Source organism: Mesorhizobium robiniae (assembly GCF_040545535.1).
In the GTDB taxonomy this organism is placed as follows: Bacteria; Pseudomonadota; Alphaproteobacteria; order Rhizobiales; family Rhizobiaceae; genus Mesorhizobium; species Mesorhizobium robiniae.
Window position 1 is genome coordinate 194536 of sequence record NZ_JBEPMC010000009.1, and the last position, 16986, is coordinate 211521.

Below are 16986 nucleotides of genomic sequence, written 5' to 3' on the forward strand. Positions count from 1 at the left end.
CTCCATGACTTCCTCATCCGAGGATCTCCGCAACGTCGCTTCGCTCCTGCTCCGCCTGGGATAACGAAATCGGGTGGGCCTGGGCCAATCTCGAAGGTTGCGAATTACAAGCGAATTTATTTTTGAATTCCATTTGACTGAATAAATATTCGGTGCGAACCTCATACTTCCTAGAGGCGCGCAAGACATGGCACTGCGGGGGACCAATCAGGAATTCGGGCGGCCTTACAACAGGCGCATCGTGCTTGAGTCCATCCGCCTTCACGGCCCGATCGCCCGCGGCGACATTGCCCGGCGGGTCGGGCTCACCGTGCAAACTGTATCGACCATCGTTCGCGAGCTGGAAGAACACGGCTACGTTCTCTCGATGCGCGAGGAGCCGCGCGGGCGCGGCCTGCCTCCGGCGACCCTGCGGATCAACCCGGAGGGCGGCTACGCCGTCGGCATCCACGTCACTCCCCTCGGCATCAATGCGGCGCTTATCAATCTGAGCGGAGACGTAATCGAGAGCACCTATCGAGAGGCCCCCAGCGCAACGCCCGACCTTGCCTTCGAGCTGATCGGCGCGATGGTGCTCGAATTGACCGGACTGCGGCCTGGCGGTCGCGTTCTCGGCATTGGCATGGCGCTGCCCGGCCCCTTCGGTGTGGAGTCGATGAGCTTTATCGGCCCGACGACGATGACCGGCTGGAAGGACGTGGCGCTTCGGGAACGGCTGGAGGCCTCGACCGGGCTGCCCGCGTTTTTCGAGACCGACATGGCGGCCGCGGCAATGGGCGAGCGCCTGTACGGCCTCGGCGCAGGATATTCCGAATATTACTATCTCTATTTCGGTGTCGGTCTTGGCGGCGTCATGGTGCATGACGGAACGGCGTTGCGCGGCGCCTGGGGAAATGCCGGCGAAATCGGTCATATTCCTGTCGTGCCGGCTGGCGAGCCTTGTCCCTGCGGCAATCGGGGCTGCCTGGAAAGATACCTCTCGCTCGAGGCGCTGCGGCGCCGGGACATCAGCGACGCCGATTGGGTTGATGAAGTCGGGCCGATCTTCCGCAACGCCATAACCATCATCGAGAACCTGTTCGATCCCGAAACCATTATCCTCGGCGGACTGGCGTCCACCGATTTGCTCGAACGGCTGGCCGGCTCGGTCGCAAATCCCCCAAACTCGGTCTCGGCGCGCGGAGACCGCACGACGCCCCGCGTCACCGTCGCACGCGGCGGCCAGCATGCGGTGCTGCGCGGGGCCGCAGCGCTTGCCGTCTCAGGGGTGCTTTCGCCGCGCTTCGGCCAGATATTCACCGCCGAGCGCGAACGCGGGCGAGATATCCTGCAAAGCAAGGGGATCGCGGCATGAGCGGAGCTCAGCCTGGCATGATCGGAGCTCAGCCTGGCATGAGCGAGCCCCTGCTGGTGCTTGACAACGTCACCAAGAATTATGGCTCGATCGAAGCGCTCAAGGGCATCAGCTTCTCGATCGGCAAGGGCGAGGTCGTGGCGCTTCTGGGCGACAACGGCGCCGGCAAATCGACGCTGGTGAAGATCATCGCCGGCGGACTGGAGCCGACCTCGGGCCGCATGCTTTTCGAGGGAAAGGAATTCCTGGCCAAGTCTCCCGCCGAGGCAAAAGCGGCGGGGATCGAAACCGTCTACCAGGATCTTTCGCTTTGCACCAATGTCGACGTGGTCGCCAATTTCTTCATGGGCCGCGAGATCACCAGGAAATTTCTCGGCGTTCCCGTGCTCGACGAACCCGCCATGGAGCAAGTGGTCAAAAAGGCGCTGGCCAGCGCCGGCACGCGCATCCCCTCGCTCAGAACCAATGTCGAGCACCTTTCTGGCGGCCAGCGGCAGGCCATCGAGCTCAACCGTTTCGTGCATTTTGGCGGCAAGCTCGTGCTTCTCGACGAGCCGTTCGCAGCACTTGGCGTCGAGCAGACGCGGCGCGGCCTCGACATGATCCGCCAGGTGGCGAGCCAAGGTATCGGCGTCGTTATCATCACACATATCATGCAGCAGGCCTTCCAGGTCGCCGACCGGATCGTGGTGATCCGGCAAGGCGTCGTGGCGGGCGATGTCGCACGCAATAAAACAAGTCCCGATGCGGTGATCAACATGATCACCGGTGAGACGCTTGCCGGTGCCGGACCGGCGAGTTGAGGGACAAATGAGGGGTCCGGCGCAAAAGGAGCGAACGACATGAAGAAAATACTTCTTGCTGTCTTCGGTATCCTGGCACTGGCCTTTGCCACGCTCACGCCGGCATTCGCTCAGTCCAAGGGCACCGTCTACTATATGGTGCCGACGCTACTCGATGAATTTCAGACCGGCTCGGTGAGCGCTCTGGAATTGTTCCTGAAGCAGGTCGGCTACGAGATGAAGACGCTGAACGCCGACAACAAGACCGACGCTCAGCAATCGCAGATGAACGACGTTATCGCCCTCAAGCCGGCGGCGATCATTCTCGCCGCCGTCGATTTCAATGCGCTGAAGCCGTCCATCGAAGCCGCCCGCGCAGCCGGCATCCCGGTGGTCGAATTCGACCGCCAGATCACCTCGACACCGTCCGACTTCACATCGGTGGCGGGAACCGTCGAGATCGGCTACGTCGCCGCCGATCAGGCCGAGAAGCTCTTGAAGGCGAAGAACGGCTCGGTGAAGGGAAAAATCCTCCAGGTGCTCGGCGATCCCGGCGACCCCTACACGCTCGACATCCAGAAGGGTTTCGAGGAGAAGATGAAGGCGTTCCCGGACGTCAAGATCATCTCGGTTCCAGCCATGCAATGGGAGGCCAGCAATGCCGGCACGATCGTTGCCGACCAGATGCTTGCCAACCCGGATATCGACCTGATCTTCAGCCATGCCGCCCATCTTTCGGTCGCTGCCGTCGCTTCGCTCGAGGCCGCCGGCAAAAAGCCGGGCGACGTCATGCTGATGAGTTCGAACGGTGCTCCGGTCGGCCTCGACCTGATCCGCAAGGGCTGGCTCAATGTCGAAGTCGAGCAGCCGCTCTACGCTCAGGCCGCCGCCGTCGCCATGTTCATGGACAAGATCGTCAACAAGCAGGAGATCAAGCCGGGCGAATACGAAGTGCTCGGCCTGAAGTCGACCGTGACCAAGGAAGCCTGGGGGCCGAACATCAAGATCCCCGGCGCTGCGATCACCAAGGAAAACGTCGACAACCCGGCCTTCTGGGGCAACATGAAGCCGCCCTCGGACACTGTGAAGCCGGTCGAATAGCAAGGTCGCCCAGGGCTTCGGGCCACGCTGGCCCGAAGCCCTGCCTCTGCAGCTCGGCGCGTCCGAACAGACGCGCAGGGAACGTTGCAGCAACTTCAATCCGCGCATAATCGCTTCCGAGAATCCAAAATGATTTTCGGGGCATGCGCCAGCCGGATCAGCACATGTCCCCCCGCACGCGCCACGTCCTCGAGTTCATCCTCGACAACCTCGTCTGGTTCATGCTGGTCTTCGTGCTGGTGGTCTTCTCCATCTTCATTCCGAATTATTTCCAGCTCGGCATCTTCGCCAACATCATAGAGGCGTCGAGCGTGCTTGGCGTCATGTCGATCGGCCTGGCGCTGGTCATCATCACCGGACACATGGACCTGTCGGTCGAATCCGTGGCGGCGCTCGGCGCCATGGCGGTCGGCATCCTGTTCTGCTCGGCCGGTATCGGCCTTGGCGTTCAATTGCACCCGGAATGGCTGATGGTTCCGGTTTCGCTGCTTATTGCCCTGGCTGTCGGCGGCATCATCGGCGTCATCAACGGCTACCTCGTCGTGAAGGTGAAGATGAGTGCTTTTATCATCACGCTTGCGTCCTACATCTGGGTGCGCGGCCTTGTGCTGGTTATTTCCGGCGGCCGCTCCGCACAGGATCTTGCGCCGGCAATCCGCTGGTTCGGCATTCAGCGCCTGCTTGGCCTGCCGCTCACCGCCTGGATCGCTATTGCGTGTTTCGTAGTGTTCTCGCTGATCATGGCCAAGACACCCTTCGGCAGGCATCTCGTCATGATCGGCGGCAACGAGACCGCCACGTTCCGCGCCGGCATCCGTGTGAATCGCAACCTCGTCATTGCCTTCGTTCTCGCTGGCGCCATAGCTGGTCTTGCCGGTTGGCTGCTGGCGATCCGTACCTCCGGCGCGACCGCCAATCTCGGCGTCGGCCTGCTATTCAACGCCTTCGCCGCCGTCGTCATCGGCGGCGTCAGCCTGAAGGGTGGCGTCGGCACCCTGCCCGGCGTTTATGCCGGCGTGCTTTTGCTGTCCGCGATCAACACTGCGATCAACCTCATGGGCCTTCCGGCCAACTTCACCCAGGTGATCCACGGGCTGCTGGTGCTTGCCGCCGTGCTGCTCGACGCATTCAAGCAAACCATCCGCCAAAGACTGGCATGAGGGGGGCTGGCATGACCGGCCGTCTCGAAGATAGGGTCGCGCTGATCGTCGGCAGTGCGCGCGGCATCGGCAAGGGCATTGCACAACGTTTTGCCGAAGAGGGCGCGAAGCTCGTCCTGGCCGATACCGAGGTCGAGGCCGGGCAAGCGGCCGCGGACGAGCTCGGCGCTGCCTTCATTCGCACCGACATCTCGCGGATGGCCGATGCGGAAGCCGCCGTTGCGCTGGCACTCGACCATCACGGCCGTCTCGACATCATGGTCCAGAATGCCGGCATCTATCCCTGGCAGCTGCTGGAAAACACCAGCCCGGACGACTGGGACCGTGTCATGGCGGTCAATTTACGCGGCACCTTCAATGCCGCCCGTGCCGCGCTCGTTCCAATGAAGGCGCAGCACTTTGGCCGCATGCTGTTCACCTCCTCCATCACCGGCCCGCACGTCACCAGCCCGGGTCATGGCCACTATTCGGCGACCAAGGCCGGCATCAACGGCCTGATCCGTTCGGCCGCCCTCGAATTCTCGGGCTATGGCATCACCGTCAACGGCGTCGAGCCCGGCAATATCCTCACCGAAGCAATCCAGCTGCATCGCGGCGCGGCCTTCATCAAGAACATGGAAGACGCCATTCCGCTCGGCCGCCTCGGCAGCCCGCGCGACGTGGCCAATGCTTTCCTGTTCCTGGCCTCCGACGACGCCAGCTACATCACCGGCACGACCATAATCGTCGACGGCGGGCAGCTGCTGCCCGAGGGCAAGGATTTTCGGCTGCTGCCGCCATGATCCTCGATTTCGGCGACGGTTTTTTCCTGCGCCAGGCAACGGTGGCCGATCATGCAGCGCTCGCCATGATCTGCCTCAAGACCGGCGACGCGGGCAAGGACGCGACCGGCCGCGAAGACGACCCGGATCTGCTCGGCCTCGTCTACACCATTCCCTACCAGGTCCTCGAACCCGATCTGGCGTTCATCGTCGATGGCCCCGCAGGTGCCTGCGGCTATCTCCTTGGCGCAGCCGACACAAATTCCTTCAATGCCAGGTTGGTCTCGCAGTGGTATCCGGACCTTGAGGCACGCGTGGCCGACCCGGGACCCGACAGCTCCCGCTGGCGCGGCAGCGATTGGCTGCGGCACAAAATTCATCATCCCGATTTCGCCGTACCGCAAGCGCTGGCCGCCTATCCCTCGCACGGCCATATCGACCTGTTGCCGCAGGCCCGCGGAAAAGGCATCGGCAGGCAAGCGATGGCCTTTCTCGAGCAGCGCCTTGCCGCAAGCGGCTCAACCGGACTTTGCCTCGAGGTCATGCCGCAGAATGTCCACGCGCTGAACTTCTACAGGACTGCCGGATTTAAGGTGTTGCAGGACGTCGGATTACCAAACCGCTGCATCTATGTCGCCAAGCAACTTGGCTTCGCACCGGGAGTTGCAGGCTGACGTGCCGCGGCAGCGACGAAGCAAAGCCAAGCCGATAAAACTCGATTTGCTACCAATACTTTAACTTCGGTTTACCCGAAGTTGGTAACAGCAACGACGCTGGTTTTCATCCTTCAAGCAAAGGGCCCACCTTGCCACGGCATCACCGCTCTCCTTTCGGCCACCGGAGCGATTGCAACTGGTCGAGATTGCACCGCCGCAAACACCTGATGTTCGCCGCGATGGCCAATGCGAAGGCTGACGTTATCAAGGCCCGGAAACGCGGTGGACGGGACTCCGGTGCCGGGAGCCGCGCTTGAGCGTCATTCGCGCCCTTGAAGGTGCCGATCTTCCGGCAATCGCCGGCATGTTTCAACGCGTGCTGCGCAAAGAGCGGACCGAAGCGCCGCCAGCGCTCATCGAATATATGAGACGGTTTTATCTCGAGGCTCCGGGTTGCGGAGGCGATCTGCGGTCGCTTGTCCATGTCAACGATTCAGGCCGCGTTTCCGGGTTTGTCGGCGTTCACGTATTGCCGATGCAGTTCAACGGCCGACAGCTACGGGCCGCCATCTGTAGCTCGCTCATGGTCGAGGATCATGAGCGCGACCCGATGGCCGGCGCTCGCTTGTTGAAGGCTTATTTGGATGGTCCGCAGGACATCTCGTTCAGCGAGACGGCCAATGATATCTCCACGAAGTTGTGGACCCGGCTGCGCGGCGTGGTCCTGCCGCAATACAGTCTCGATTGGATACGCGTGATGCGGCCGTCGACCTTTGTGCTCGGCCTTTCCGCCAGTCGCATGAAGCTTGTCCGGATGCTCATTCCGTTTGCCCATGCCATCGACCGGTTTTATTGCAGGCGAATGAAGTCCAGCGAACGGCGCTGGTCCGGTGTGGCGGCGGACGGGGCAGGCCATGGCGCCTTTCAGATGTCCGAAATCGACAGCCACACATTTGCCAAGCTTGTCGAGCCGTTGACCACCCATTTCGCCCTGCGCCCGGCGTGGGAGGAAGACCTGCTCGATCATATCCTGACCGATGCGGCACAAAAACTTGATCTGGGCGAGCTCGTTTTCGTGTCCGTGGCATCCCCGGTCGGCACCAATGTCGGCGCATTCGCCTATCACGCACGGAGGGGTGAAATCGGTCGCGTGCTGCAGATCCTCGCTCTCCCCGGCCAGGCCGGTTCCGTGATCGACTGCCTGATCGATCATGCCGCCGCGCGCGGCGTCAGCGGCCTGCGCGGACGAATTCAACCTGCACTTCTGGAAGCAATGCTTGGGCGACGCATAGCCTTCCTGACCGTTGCCTCGACCGTGGTGCATTCACGCGACCCCGAGCTTTTGGACGCCATGAAGACTTCGCAAGCTTTTCTGAACGGGCTTGCGGGCGAGCAGTGGAGCCAGTTGATCGGCGGTCGTTTCAGCTGAAGCATTCAGTCGTAAAGGAGCGAACCATGCCAAAGGCGGTCACGAATGCCTTGCGATATGGTCAACAATACGAGGTGCTTCTTCGGCGATCGCCAAGATGATGCCTGACTTGCGTGTGGAGGCGAAGTCCAGCCCTGCGAAGTAAAGGCCCGGCAGGGCGGCCACGCCATCCGCGTGAACAGGCTGTCCCGCGCTGTCCAGCGCTCCCGGAAGCCTCATCCAGCTGAAATCGCCCTTAAAGCCCGTGCACCACACCACGCTGGTTACACCGGAGTGGGAGAGATCGAGCGAACCGATCGTCGGGTTCGGCTGGCGCATCGCGACCGTCTCCGCCGGGTCGGGCTCCGCAACGGGTGCATCGATCCCGGTGCGGCTGATATAGTCGTCGACATAGCGTTTGACATTGTCAGAGGCTTCATCCGCAAAGCGGGCATTCGCTTCGAGATCGTCGGCGAACGAGAGGCTGCCGCCATCCTCGATGCCGGTGAGGCGCCCAAGAAGCACGACACCTTGGGCGCTCAGCGCCTGAAGGCTTATCGTATGCATCGACCCGAGCACACCACGCGGCGGGATGCGTCCCGCAAGTCGAATGACTTCCTCCCGGCGCACGTCGAGAAACCCGCTTTCGACCAGCCAGACCATGATGTCGCGACCCCGGTAGCGCCGTGGGAGCCGTCCGACACGACTGGTCGCAAGGAAGACCGTTCGACCTACGTCCGCCAATTCCTCCGCGATCTGAACACCCGATTGGCCGCCTCCGACCACCAGCACTGCTCCATCGGGCAGATCGGCAGCGCTGCGGTAGCCGGAAGCGTCGATCTGGCGGAGAGCTGGCGACAATCCGGCGGCCCATACCGGGCGCACCGGACAATTCAGGCTGCCGCTTGCGACGATCACGTTGCGCGCCCAAAGCGTGCCGTGTGAGGTAGTCAGCCGATAGGCGCCATTCTCGTGCGTGAGTTCGCTTACCGCAGTATCCGCTTCGATCGGCAGCGCGTTGCGCCCGGCGAAATCCTCAAGGAGAGTGACGAACTGATCGCGCGTCATGGCGCCATCCGGATCCGGACCGTCATAACAATCGCCCGGCATGACGGTCTGGACGTTGGGAGTATTCATCCGAAATGAATCCCATCGCTGTGTGCGCCAGGTCTCTCCTATGCGGCCCCGCTCCAGTACGCTGTGGCGCAAGCCCCGTCGCGCCAGCCAATAGCTGACACCCAGGCCGGCCCAGCCGGCCCCGACGACGACAGCATCGAGAACATCGCCGCCATCAGTCATTTGCTGCGGTGATCTCATAGTCGCCTATCCCGCCATCCCGGCCAGCATTAAGCCTTGTCCCCAACAATGAGTCCAGCAGCGCCGATTTCCGTCCGACTGGCCGAGCGCATTCCGTTTCGCCAGCCTCTCGCCAGACCGCAAGGCGTAGTTTCCATCGAGAAACTCTCTTGCTCATCCACAGAATGCCGATCACAGATCAAGGCGGACGGAGCAATGTGGCGCGAAACATCGGTTAGCTGAAGCGCTCGCCGCGGACGGGTTGGAGAGGCAGGTCAGGTCTCGACTTCCTCGACCTCGTCAACGAGTTGCGGGCGCAGGTGCAGATAGCGGGTGGCCTTTCGCTTGGCGGTGATATCCGCCCAGACGCGCTCCACTTGCGAGGCGTCTAGGCCGGCCGCCTGCCCCACCACTTCGGCCGCCACGCCTTTGTTGAGGCCGCAAAGGCAAATATCCATGCGGTCATAGGGGAGCGAGAAGTAGAATTCCTCCTGCGTCTGCGCCAGCGAGTAGGTATCGGTGGTCGGTGGCCGGTTGCGGATTTCCTCTGGGATACCGAGATAGGCCGCCAGCGCATAGACCTGCGTTTTATAGAGATGTGCGATCGGCTTGACGTCGGCGGCGCCGTCACCGTTCTTCACGAAGAACCCCTGATCGTACTCCAGCCGGTTCGGCGTTCCAAGAACGGCGAAATTCAGGCGATCAGCATGGTAATATTCGATCTGCTTGCGCGTGCGCTGCTTCATATTGGTGGCGGCGACGATCCCGAGATAGACCGGCAGCGGCATTCTTACTTTCGTCTGCTTGCCCTCGGGGTCCTGCACCACCAGCGACGAGATATTGTAGCCCTCGCTCTCTAGAGCATTCGCGATCACGATCTTCGAGGCCCAGCCTTCGCCGTATTCCGGGACCAACTCTCGGATGAAAGCATCGCGACGCTCATAGCAGCCCATGGCGCGCAAGGCCGGCCCGATATCCTCTACAATAGCCTCGACACCGAACGTCTCGGCGACAAGACGGCCGAGCCGCAGGCTTTCCGGATCGGAATCGTTTTCCGGCATGAAGAGGCAGAGCACATTCTGGTGGCCGACGGCACGCGCGGCCAAGGCGACCGAAACGCTGGAATCGATCCCGCCGGAAAGACCGAGCACGAGGCCTCGCTTGCGGATGCCGCGCAACTGCTGGCGCAATGTCGTTACGATACGGTCCGTTTCGATGGCCAGGTCGATCGCCAGAGCCTGTGCCAGAAAGGCGTGCGCGTCCTCGGTCGGGCGAGCGGTCATTGCGCGGCCTCCATCATCTCTGCCGCAAGCCGACGGCTGACCTTGCCCGTATCCGTCTTCGGCAGTTCCCGATGGAACTCGACGACCTTGGGGACCATGAAATCTTCAAGGTGACGTGCGCAGTGGCGCATGACATCCTTTTCGCTGAGTGTCAGGTCCGAGCGTACCACGAATGCGCCGATCGCGTGCCCAAGCATCGGGTCCGGCACGCCGACGACTACGGCTTCCGCGATGCCCGGATGGGCGTGAAGCACGGCTTCCACTTCCTTCGGGGCCACCTTCTCTCCCCGCGTCTTTATGATGTCGTCCTTGCGCCCGACGAAATAGAGAAAGCCGTCCTCATCGGTCCTGAACAGATCGCCGGTGTAGAGAACCTTCTCCCAAGGGTTCGGGCCTGGCCGCAGGGTCCGTTCCGTCGCAGCTTCGTTTCGCCAATAACCCTGCATGACATGCGGTCCGCGAATGACCAGCTCACCCGCTACGCCTGGCGGCACGATTTGCCCGTTGTCGTCGACGACAAAGGCTTCAGTGTTCGGAATGGCTATTCCGACCGACCCCGGCCGGCGGTCGAGTTCCTCGGGCGGCAGATAGGTACAGCGCTTGCATTCCGTCAGGCCATACATCGAATAGAGCCTGACGCCGGGAAAAAGCGAGCGCAGGCGCTCTATATGCGCTGGTGGCAAGGCAGCCGCCGTGTTGGAAATATAGCGAAGGCTGGGCAGCAAGCCCGGCGTCAACTCACGCATCTGCAGGATCATCGCTGCCATCGTGGGCACAAGCGGAAGCCCGGTCACGCGCTCCTCGCGGATACGCTCAAAGACCGCTTGAGGAAAAGCGAAGGACTTTTCGAGCACGAGCGTAGCGCCGAGCCTGACGGCCATCAGCAACTGGTAGAGACCATAGTCGAAGGCAAGGGGAAGAACATTCAGGATGATGTCGTCTGGCGAATTGCGCAGATAGGTGGTGATGGAGTCCGCAGCCGCGTTGCAATTGCGGTGGGTCATCATCACGCCCTTGGGCCGGCCCGTGGAGCCCGAGGTGTAGATCAGCATCGCAAGATCGATGTCGATGCCGCGGTGGTCTATCTCGCGGGCTTCGAACGTCGGGCAATCAGCCAGGGATGTCGCCCCTGCCGGACATTGGCCATCGGCACCAACGGTAGAAGCCACAAAGATGCCGGCATTGTCGCCGCGCGCCTCAGTGACCACAGGCATCAGTTTTGACTGGGTAAGGATCGCCGCAGCGTCGCAATCGCCGATGATGTAGGCAAGCTTGTCGGCCTTGGTGGATGCGTTGATTGGACTGAACGTCGCCCCTGCCTTGAGAACGGCGAAAATCGAAACCGCAGCCTCCCAGCAATTGTCCATGAAGATCAGGACTCGATCATTGCGCCTGACGCCATTCGCAAAAAGTGCGGCGGCCAGGCGGCTCGAAAGATCGTCCAGTTCTTCGTAGCACAGCCTTCTGTCCTTGGTGATCAAGGCCGTTTTGGCGGGATGGGCAGCGGCCTTCGCGACCAGAAAATGTTCGATCCGCATGGACGCTCCTCGCCGACCGTACCTATGCTGCCAGCGCTTCTGCTCTCGCACCGATGAAGGATGAGAGGCGTTCAATCGAATCCAGATTGGCCGGAACGACGTCGGAATCGACCATCGCTATGCCGAAATCGTCCTCGATGAAGGCCACCAGTTCCAGCACGGCGGTCGAGTCGATGATGTCGTTCTCGATCAGCGAATCTGTATCCGCAAGCTGGTATGATTTGTCGCCGAACAGGAAGTTGTCGACGATAAAAGTTCTGACCTTGTCCTTGATTGTAACCATTTTTCTTTCCTTCCCTTCTCAAGCTGCGAGTGCTGCACCGACCTCTTGGCCGGTGAAATTTTTCTGCCACAGTTGCGTCGACAAAATGCCGACGAAGGCCGCGTTGTCGCGGAACCCGGACGCTGGCTGGGTGCGGCATTTCTCATGAAGCTTTGCCACCGCCTTGGCGTTGAACAGTCCGCCGGCAGCGATGCTCGCTTCGCTCAAGGCGTCGCGGACGTAATCCAGTTCTCCGGCTCCCACGAAGGAGCGGGCGTCCGGGGCCCGGTAAGGCTGTTTGGTGCGCTCCCCGATCGCCGTCGGAAGCAGGTGTTTGGTTGCCTTGCGCAATATGTGCTTTTCCACCAAACCCTTCAGCTTCATTTCCGGCGGAAGCCTTGCTGCGAACTCGACCAAACGAGGATCGAGGAAAGGGAACCGTCCTTCGATACCATGCGCCATGGCCATGCGGTCGCCTTGGCTGGAGAGGATGTAGCCCGGCAGGAGGAAGCGGGTTTCGAGATATTGCGCCTGATGCAGCGGGTGCCACAGGGAAAATGCCTGGGGCAACCGGCTGACCAGGTCCTCGGCCGCGTTGTATCCGTTCAACGTCGCACGCAGGTCACCTGAGAAGAAGATCTTCGCCGCCGCCGTGGTCTTGAAGCGTGGCCGATGCGAGAACAGCGGGTCGTCGAGGGACGCGTTGTCGACGCCAAAGAATGCGGACAGGTACTCGACGGATTGCTGTTGCAGGCCAGGCAGATAGGGATAGAGCTTGCGGAACAGCTTTGGCCTCATGCGCGATGCCGGCTGACGCGCGCAGAACCGCCGAACACGCGCCTCCTTGAAGATGTCATATCCTGCGAAGACCTCGTCGGCGCCCTCGCCGGTCAGCACGACCTTCAGCCCGGCCTGGCGAACCAGACCGGACAATTGATAGAGCGGCGCCGGCGCCGTGCGGATGATTGGCCGCTCGGCAAAGTGGATGACTTCGGGGAAGACACGGGCGATATCGCCGGCATGGCTGACAATGGTTCGATGATCAGCACCGATTGCTGACGCCATCTCGGTCTGGAAGGCGCTTTCGTCGTGCTCGGCGCTATCGAAAGCTACCGAAAATGTCTGCAGTTTCCGGGGCGTCATCCCAGCGGCGAGCGCCGAAACAACTGAGGAATCGAGCCCGCCAGAGAGATAGGAGCCGACCGGCACGTCGGCGCGCATGCGAAGGCTCACCGCATCGGTCAAAAGCGCCTGCAGCTCCTCGGCGGCATCGTCCTCGTTCGTGAATTCCGACGGCGCGTCTCGATGCGGATAGTCCAGGTGCCAATAGGGTTTGACCGTGACCTGCCCCGGCGTCGCGATCATCACGCTTGCCGGCTCAAGCTCGTGGATATTGCGGAAAGCCGTACGGGGAGCGATCGGCGCCCACAGCGTAAAGATCTGGTCGAGTGCAATCGGATCGATTTCGGCCGAGACGCCGGGGACCTTCAGCAGGGCTTTGATCTCCGACGCGAAGTAAAGCACGCCGTCCTTGTTCGTGTAGAACAGCGGCCGGACACCCATCCGGTCTCGTGCAAGTACCATACGCCGACGCCTGTTATCCCATATCGCGAAGGCGAAATCACCGTTCAGAAGGGACAGGCAGTCTTCGCCCATCTCGTCATAAAGCTGCAGGATGACTTCCGTGTCGCTCGACGTGCGGAAGCGTCGGCCCTTGGCTATCAGCCCTGCGCGCAGTTCCAAGTAGTTGAAAATTTCGCCGTTGAACGCAATCGTCAAATTGCCTGACACGTCGGACATCGGCTGCTGGCCATCACCGATCCCGATCACGGAGAGCCGCGCATGCCCGAGCCCGGCGTCCGGCGCTATGAACGTCCCTTGCTCATCCGGCCCGCGATGGGCGATCGCAGCCGTCATGCGCGCAAGCAAAGCTTCCGCATCCCGGATCGAACCGAAATAGCCCCCGAATCCGCACATTACTACTGCCCATATATCGGTGAGATCCGAAATATAACCTGGATGGTGACCTTTAGCGTTAACACGGGCAGTTTCACCCGACACGTGGTTAACAATAAATTAAAACAATAATTGCACTTGGCTGTTGGTTATCTCACCTGGAAATAGAAGTATATTTCAAAGCTAAACGCAACTCGTGTTCGAGTTACGGCGACCTGCCGCGTTGCAGCCTGGCGGTCCGGTGGGTCCGTCACAGGTGGCGTGTTCGCTCGACGGATCTGTAATCGCCGAACCCGCCCTGCTCTAACCCCATAAACGCGCGGAAAGCGCTCAGTTTGTCCCGAGCGCCTGTCCCTTCGTACGCGTCGTCGAAATACCTAGGCCTGGCATCATCGGTGCAGTCGGTCACATCGGCAAGCGAGCCGATCAGCGAACGAGACTAAACCGAACGGTTATATGGTGGGCGATGACGGGCTCGAACCGCCGACATCTTCGGTGTAAACGAAGCGCTCTACCAACTGAGCTAATCGCCCGCTCCGGGCCGGACCTTTAAGCAGTTAGGGCAGGCTTCGCAAGGCCAAATGAGCAGACAACGCCTTGGGCGCTAGCAGGTTTTGGCGACAAAATCCTGCCTGTCAAAAAACCTTCTCCTGTTTGCCGTAATGCTGTCCTGCTCCGCTTGACACCCGGCGGCTTACCCCTTATCCACCGCCCCAACGACGAACACGGCTGACACGTGCTCGTCTATGCGCGGGTGTAGCTCAGTTGGTTAGAGTGCCGGCCTGTCACGCCGGAGGTCGCGGGTTCGAGCCCCGTCACTCGCGCCATTTTCAATCGCTTGGCTGATTGAAAATGAAAAATCTCTGAATGCCGGACCGGCAATTCAGATACTGGTGCCGAACTGGCACTCGATAAATTAACGCTTGGTCTGATTTCCAGAAACCCGTTCGATTTGGCTCATCACTGCTTGAGGATCGACGTTCTGAGCTAGCTGCGGCAGTTCGTCATCTGCCGGCGTCGATACCTTCAGACGCTCCGTCAGAGCGGACATCATTTCGATCAGTCGTGTGGTTTCGTGCTCGTTGAGTAGGCTGATTTGCAGATCCAACTCGGCGCGGCGCTCACTGAGCTCAGCCATCCTGTTCTGGTTGATAAGTACGAAGGTAGACAGGAAGATCGCCTCAACCGAGGCTACCATTGCCAATATCACGAAGCTTGAGTCCCAGGGTGGAATAGCCCGGATCGCTCCAAGGTTCAGCGCGACCCAGATGATCAGGATTGCAAGGTGCAGATATACGAATGCCATGCTCCCCGCGAAACGGGAGATGAGGCCCGCAATTCGATCTTGAAACGCCTGCCGCTGCTCCTGCTCTCGTCGATGGTCAACCAGAGCCTGAATGTTGGTGTGGAGGACCGACTGCATGTCGGCGGACTGTGGTGCGGCCATGGACATCAAGGCTCGACTTAAAGCGCTAGATCTGGGGTCCAGCCGCGGCGGCAAGGAAGCTTCATAGACGTTCTCAACCTGATAGGCGACAACTCCTGGTTTCCTGGCTGGAAGCGGGACAACGCGGCCGGGAATATGTACTCGCTCCCGCTTCTCTCGGACGCTGAGCTCTTTAACGCCTGTGGCGGCGCATGGTTGCCCAACCCGGCACGATTGGCAGGATGAAGCCCTTGAGATCGATCCGGCGGAGCTTTCATTAAAGACATTTCCCAGTGCCTTCAGGAACGGATGCACGGCACGTCCGCTGACTAAGCTCGGGGCCGGTCCCAAGCGGAATTGCGGGATTCCGTGCTTCGCTGATCGGAGGCGCCTATTTTTGCCGTGGATCTTCCAAGCCGATGCCGATCTGACGGAAACGGCCCGCCCGGCGTTCGACGACGGCTTCGGCGAGCGAGCGGGCGGCGTTGCGAACTTCTTCCTGCATTGTCTCGTCGGCATCGAGTTCATCATGACTTGTAGCGTATGGCTTCCAATAACCGATGTAGCGGTCGAGTTCGGCGCTGGGGCCGGCCGGCGACAACTTCATGAAGCGCAGCCAGTCAGCGATGGAATGCCGCACATTCTCGGCACCTTCGACATCGCCGTGGACGATCACAGAAAACAGCCTGCCTGCCAGATGACGCGGATAGTCCCAGCCGGCCAGTTCCACCTTCTTTGCCATTGCCGCATCCTTGCCTTGTGTCAACGAGGGGTCTGGATTGCCGCCGTCGGCGCAAACAAGCCTGTCCATCATCAGTTTGATCGGCGAGGAAACCTGATACCAATTCACCGGGGAGATGATCATGATCCCATGGGCGGCTACCCACATCGGGTAGATTTCGTTCATCCAGTCCTGAACCTGGCCAAGCGAGTGGTTGGGATAACAGGAACAGGGCCAATGGCAGAGCGGAGCGGCCGTCGAAAAGCACGCCTTGCAGGGATAGATGTTCCTCCCGTATTCGGAAGCAAGTCGCGACAGATCGAGAATCTCAACCGCAAGTTTTGTTTCCTTGTCGATGGCCCGACGGGCGATTTCGGCGAGCCGGAAGCTCTTCGACATCTCGCCGGGACAGGTATGCTCGCTGCGCGACGACCCGTTGATGATCAATAAACGCGGTGGGGCCGTTAGATCCTCATACCGACGCTGCGCCTGGAGCACCGCTTCGTGCGCCGCAATCCAATCGACGGACAGATCGTAGTCGGGGTCGGTGAACGCAGGGCCGGCTTTCCTCGTGGTCGGGCTCTTGCGGGAATCCGCATAAGCCTGCCAGGCGATTGAAGCGATTTGCTCGATCGACTGGGCGACCGGTTCGAACGCTGGATCGACGAATTGCTGCTTGTACCTTGCCTTGAACTCTTTCTCATTCAATTTTGGACCAGGCATGCCCTTGCGAGGCGCCGGCGTTTTCCCGACAAATTTGCCAACGAAACCAGCCATTTCCAAATTCCTTTCCCGAATTCGTCCAGGAACGCGCGAGACTTTGCAGCGATTTATTCACCCGTTTCGTCGGCACCCCCGTGGATGAAGTATCGGATCTCCTCCCTGTCGACACTGTCATCACCGTTCTCGTCGGCGGCGTTGAATATCCGCCCGACGAAATCCTGAACCTCGGTTTGAGAAAGCGAACCATCGCCGTCAGCGTCCACTATGGCGAACATCATTCGCATCCGTGCGCCATGCATCATCCCGCCTCCCATATGGCGCGCGACAGGCGGACCTCTTCGAAAATCGCGGTGCCACCGGTCGCCACCTCGTCGTTCTGCTCGGGGGCGGTGACGCTCCTGCATTCTCTCTTCCAGCATCTCAGTCATCATCTGACGCATCATTTGCCGCATGGGGTCTCCGGTTGGCCCGCTCGGCGATGGCTGTGAACCTTGATCCTGTGTAGGTGCGGCGGGCGCGGGTGAACTCGTCTGGGATAGTGCTGGCGAGGCTAGCATAG

The 16986-nt window shown here is 60.7% G+C and carries 15 protein-coding genes and 2 tRNA genes; 8 read left to right on the forward strand and 9 right to left on the reverse strand.

Annotation, left to right across the window (positions count from 1 at the left end):
- Positions 1 to 187 precede the first annotated feature (187 nt).
- From ABID19_RS24155 to ABID19_RS24185, 7 genes are all read left to right on the forward strand, one after another.
- Positions 188 to 1354 (forward strand): ROK family transcriptional regulator, encoded by a 1167-nt coding sequence (locus tag ABID19_RS24155; protein ID WP_354493423.1) that lies wholly within the window; start codon positions 188 to 190, stop codon positions 1352 to 1354.
- 38 nt (positions 1355 to 1392) lie between these two features.
- Positions 1393 to 2157, forward strand: coding sequence for an ATP-binding cassette domain-containing protein (locus ABID19_RS24160; protein ID WP_354493424.1), 765 nt, complete (start codon positions 1393 to 1395; stop codon positions 2155 to 2157).
- Between the two features lie 39 nt (positions 2158 to 2196).
- Entirely contained in the window at positions 2197 to 3237 is a 1041-nt protein-coding gene (locus ABID19_RS24165) for a sugar ABC transporter substrate-binding protein (protein WP_354493425.1), read from the forward strand.
- A gap of 164 nt (positions 3238 to 3401) precedes the next feature.
- Entirely contained in the window at positions 3402 to 4397 is a 996-nt protein-coding gene (locus ABID19_RS24170; RefSeq protein ID WP_354493426.1) for an ABC transporter permease, read from the forward strand.
- Positions 4398 to 4408: 11 nt separating this feature from the next.
- Positions 4409 to 5179, forward strand: coding sequence for an SDR family oxidoreductase (locus tag ABID19_RS24175; RefSeq protein WP_354493427.1), 771 nt, complete (start codon positions 4409 to 4411; stop codon positions 5177 to 5179).
- On the forward strand, positions 5176 to 5832 hold the full coding sequence (locus ABID19_RS24180) for a GNAT family N-acetyltransferase (protein ID WP_354493428.1): 657 nt from the start codon (positions 5176 to 5178) through the stop codon (positions 5830 to 5832). Before ABID19_RS24175 ends, ABID19_RS24180 begins: the two co-directional genes overlap by 4 nt.
- A 295-nt stretch (positions 5833 to 6127) precedes the next feature.
- Entirely contained in the window at positions 6128 to 7243 is a 1116-nt protein-coding gene (locus ABID19_RS24185) for a hypothetical protein (RefSeq protein ID WP_354493429.1), read from the forward strand.
- 39 nt (positions 7244 to 7282) lie between these two features.
- Here the strand turns inward: ABID19_RS24185 and ABID19_RS24190 are convergent, their stop codons facing one another.
- From ABID19_RS24190 to ABID19_RS24215, 6 genes are all read right to left on the reverse strand, one after another.
- Positions 7283 to 8539, reverse strand: a complete 1257-nt coding sequence (locus ABID19_RS24190; protein ID WP_354493430.1) for a flavin-containing monooxygenase — start codon at positions 8537 to 8539, stop codon at positions 7283 to 7285.
- 254 nt (positions 8540 to 8793) lie between these two features.
- Positions 8794 to 9801, reverse strand: a complete 1008-nt coding sequence (gene nadE, locus ABID19_RS24195) for an NAD(+) synthase (RefSeq protein WP_354493431.1) — start codon at positions 9799 to 9801, stop codon at positions 8794 to 8796.
- Positions 9798 to 11339 (reverse strand): class I adenylate-forming enzyme family protein, encoded by a 1542-nt coding sequence (locus tag ABID19_RS24200; protein WP_354493432.1) that lies wholly within the window; start codon positions 11337 to 11339, stop codon positions 9798 to 9800. Before ABID19_RS24200 ends, nadE begins: the two co-directional genes overlap by 4 nt.
- A 22-nt stretch (positions 11340 to 11361) precedes the next feature.
- Positions 11362 to 11622: an acyl carrier protein gene (locus ABID19_RS24205; protein ID WP_354493433.1), complete on the reverse strand. Its 261-nt coding sequence runs from the start codon at positions 11620 to 11622 to the stop codon at positions 11362 to 11364.
- An 18-nt stretch (positions 11623 to 11640) separates the two neighbouring features.
- Complete coding sequence (gene asnB, locus ABID19_RS24210; protein WP_354493434.1) at positions 11641 to 13578, reverse strand: asparagine synthase (glutamine-hydrolyzing); 1938 nt, start codon at positions 13576 to 13578, stop codon at positions 11641 to 11643.
- Positions 13579 to 14014: 436 nt separating this feature from the next.
- Positions 14015 to 14090: transfer RNA gene (locus ABID19_RS24215), tRNA-Val, on the reverse strand.
- Between the two features lie 217 nt (positions 14091 to 14307).
- On the opposite strand from ABID19_RS24215, the gene ABID19_RS24220 reads away from it, so the two are divergent.
- Positions 14308 to 14384, forward strand: a tRNA-Asp gene (locus ABID19_RS24220).
- 89 nt (positions 14385 to 14473) lie between these two features.
- On the opposite strand, the gene ABID19_RS24225 is transcribed toward ABID19_RS24220, so the two are convergent.
- From ABID19_RS24225 to ABID19_RS24235, 3 genes are all read right to left on the reverse strand, one after another.
- The gene (locus tag ABID19_RS24225; protein WP_354493435.1) at positions 14474 to 15010 is read right to left on the reverse strand and encodes a DUF1003 domain-containing protein; all 537 of its coding nucleotides are present in this window, start codon (positions 15008 to 15010) and stop codon (positions 14474 to 14476) included.
- Between the two features lie 364 nt (positions 15011 to 15374).
- The gene (locus ABID19_RS24230) at positions 15375 to 16481 is read right to left on the reverse strand and encodes a flavodoxin family protein (protein WP_354493436.1); all 1107 of its coding nucleotides are present in this window, start codon (positions 16479 to 16481) and stop codon (positions 15375 to 15377) included.
- A 53-nt stretch (positions 16482 to 16534) separates the two neighbouring features.
- A complete protein-coding gene (locus tag ABID19_RS24235; protein WP_354493437.1) occupies positions 16535 to 16879 on the reverse strand; it encodes an EF-hand domain-containing protein in 345 nt (114 codons plus the stop codon).
- Positions 16880 to 16986 lie beyond the last annotated feature (107 nt).